The 2,872-nt window shown below is 64.6% G+C and carries 2 protein-coding genes and 2 pseudogenes; all 4 read left to right on the plus strand.

Annotated features, from left to right (window positions below; genetic code table 11):
* Positions 1 to 364: pseudogene (locus tag RT460_RS19430) on the plus strand (signal recognition particle protein); the annotation flags it as partial.
* A gap of 297 nt (positions 365 to 661) precedes the next feature.
* A complete protein-coding gene (locus RT460_RS19435; protein ID WP_313321365.1) occupies positions 662 to 1,732 on the plus strand; it encodes a nitronate monooxygenase in 1,071 nt (356 codons plus the stop codon).
* Positions 1,729 to 2,529, plus strand: coding sequence for an aminotransferase class IV family protein (locus RT460_RS19440; RefSeq protein ID WP_313321366.1), 801 nt, complete (start codon positions 1,729 to 1,731; stop codon positions 2,527 to 2,529). The genes RT460_RS19435 and RT460_RS19440 overlap by 4 nt, the downstream gene beginning before the upstream one ends.
* Before the next feature lie 281 nt (positions 2,530 to 2,810).
* A pseudogene (gene rpsP / locus RT460_RS19445) lies at positions 2,811 to 2,872 on the plus strand (30S ribosomal protein S16); the annotation flags it as partial.

Genomic DNA, 2,872 nt, shown 5'->3' on the forward strand with positions numbered 1-2,872 from the left:
GATGCAGAACATGGGCGGCATCGGCGGCCTGATGGACAAGCTGCCGGGCCTGGGCCAGGTGCCCGAGCACCTGAAGCAGCAGGTCAGCCAGAGCAAGGAAGTGCCGCGCATGATCGCCATCATCAGTTCGATGACCAAGAAGGAACGGCGCAATCCGGGCCTGCTCAACGGCTCGCGCCGTGCCCGCATCGCGCGCGGTTCGGGCACCCAGCCGGCCGACGTCAACAAGCTGATGAAGCAGTACATGCAGATGGAAAAGATGATGGGCAAGCTCGCCGGTGGCGGCATGAAGGGCATGATGCGCAACATGAAGGGCATGCTCGGCGCCATGGGCGGAGGCAAGGGCGGTTTGCCGTTCCGTTGAGTGTGGTGTCACCGGGCTGACGTTGGATGAAGTGCTGCCTGAGTTGCGCCTTGGCCGGCTCCTGGTGCGAGAACAAACGGCGTATCCCTGTCAAAGCGGGGGCGAGAAGGGGAGGCGCGGGGCGTCTGTGCTGCCTCCTGATGGGATTCGGTAGCTTCCTTGCCCTCTCCCCAACCCCTCTCCCGTGAAGGGAGAGGGGCTTTAGCAAAGCCTCAAGCAAGGCTTCGTGCAAGGCTTCAACTTGCTGCAGTTGCGTCGCAGCGTTGTCGTTGTTTCCCCATCCGGAGGCAGTCGCTCATGAATCCTGCGATCCAGCAACGCGTTGATCGTTTCTGCCAGCGCTTCAGGGTGGAACTACCCATTCTTCTTGCACCGATGGCCGGCGCCTGCCCGGTGCCGCTGTCCGCCGCCCTGGCCAATGCAGGCAGCATGGGGGCGATGGGTGCGGTGCTGTCCACGCCAGCGCAGATCGGTCAGTGGATGGATGATTTCCGTCGGCAGGCCAGTGGCCCGGCCCAGGTCAATGTGTGGGTGCCGGATCCGCCGCCGCAGCGCGATGCACTTGCCGAAGCGACGAGTCGTGATTTCCTTTCGCAGTGGGGGCCACCAGTGGATGTGTCCGCAGGGGATGCGGGTCCAGCGGATTTCGACGCCCAGTTGGATGCCCTGATTGCCGCACGCCCGGCAGTAGCCTCCACCATCATGGGCGTGCCTTCGCCTGCACAGGTGCAGCGCCTGAAAGACGCGGGTATCACCTGGTTCGCATGCGCAACGACGTTGGCCGAGGCGCTGCAGGCACAGGCCGCAGGTGCCGATGCTGTTGTTGCCCAGGGCATGGAGGCGGGCGGTCATCGTGGCGCGTTCGATGCTGACCAGGCCGAGCGGCAGATGGTGGGCTTGTTCGCCCTGCTGCCGCGCCTTGCCGACAAACTGGATGTGCCAGTGATTGCTGCAGGCGGTATCGGCGATGGGCGAGGTGTTGCTGCGGCCTTGTTGCTGGGGGCCAGCGCAGTGCAGGTGGGCACAGCTTTTCTCGCTGCGGAAGAGTCGGATATTGCAGATGCCTGGCGCCAGGCTTTGACCAGGACCGAACCGGAAGCCACCCGCGCGACGCGTGCGTTCAGCGGTCGGCTGGGCCGTGCCCTTGATACCGCATATGTCCAGGCGGCTGCATCACCTGCGGCGCCGGCGCCGCAGCCTTATCCGGTGCAGCGAGGGCTGACCGCGGCAATGCGCCGTCAAGCCAATGCTGACAATCGACTGGACACGATGCAGGCCTGGGCGGGGCAATCGGCATGGATGGCGCGACGCGCGCCCGCTGCCGAGGTGCTGGGTACGCTGTGGACGCAGGCAAAGGAATTGCTATGAGTTATCTCAGTTGTAATGGCCAGCCGATGGAGACCGGGCTGACCCCCACCTTGCTGGTCAATTACGGCCACTTCACCTCGCTGCAGGTGCGCGCTGGCGCGGTGCAGGGGTGGGAGCTGCACCTGCAGCGGTTGCAGCAGGGCTCGCGTGAATTGTTTGGTACCGCGCTGGATGCAGGGCAGTTGCAGCAGTGGCTGGTTCAGGCCTTGCAGGCCTTCGCGTTGGAGGATGCGTCGTTGCGCATCACCGTGTTCTCGCGCCAGTTCGATTTCCGCCAGCCGCTGCAGCCGGTGCCGCTGGACGTATTGATCGGCCTGACCCCGCCGGCTACGGTGCTGTCCGCACCACGGTCCGTAATGCCGATGGTCTACCAGCGCGACCTGCCGCATCTCAAGCATGTGGGAACCTTTCCGTTGTTCCATCTGCGCCGGGAAGCGATGCGGCAGGGCTTCGATGATGCGGTGCTGATTGATGCCAAGGGCCTGGTCAGCGAGGGCACCACCTGGAACCTGGCCTTCTGGGATGGCGCGCAGGTGGTGTGGCCGGAGGCGGCAGCACTGAGGGGCACGACGGAACAGTTGCTGGTCCGTAGCCTGAAAGGCCTGGGCCAGGCGCAGCACCGCCGTCCGGTGGCGCTGGAGGAACTGGCTGGCTTCAGCGGCGCGGTGGCCTGCAATGCCACGGGGGTCTGGCCATTGGGCAAGATGGGCGGGCAGGTATTCGAGCAATCCGATGCCCTGTTGCGGGTGCTGCGTCAGGCATTGGTACTGACGCCCTGGCAGCCGCCGCAAGCGTAGGAGTGGCGTAAGCCACGAAGCCACGGCACTATCCGCCACCCGAAGGCAGGATTTCACGCACGCAAGGTCTACGTGTCTCAGTATCGATGAGAACGTTGTGGGGTGTTTGTGACCACCGGCCGGGCTGCGGCTGAAGTGCTTGCTACGTCGGGGCGTGGGCCCCGCCTGCCGGGTTGTTCAGCTTGCTGCTGCCCTTGGGGTTGGAATGGAGCAGGGCCGCCGCTATAATCGCTGGCTTACCGCGCCATCCTGGCGACTGGGCAACATAGGAAAACACCACCATGGTCAAGATTCGACTGACCCGCGGCGGCGCCAAGAAGCGTCCGTTCTACCACATCATCGT

Origin of the sequence: Stenotrophomonas sp. (genome assembly GCF_032061965.1) — a bacterium.
Classification (GTDB): Bacteria; Pseudomonadota; Gammaproteobacteria; order Xanthomonadales; family Xanthomonadaceae; genus Stenotrophomonas.

Excerpts from the sequence above, each read along its gene's own strand:
- RT460_RS19435 (WP_313321365.1), top strand. The coding sequence starts at position 662 with ATGAATCCTGCGATCCAGCAACGCGTTGATCGTTTCTGCCAGCGCTTC.
- RT460_RS19440 (WP_313321366.1), top strand. The coding sequence starts at position 1,729 with ATGAGTTATCTCAGTTGTAATGGCCAGCCGATGGAGACCGGGCTGACC.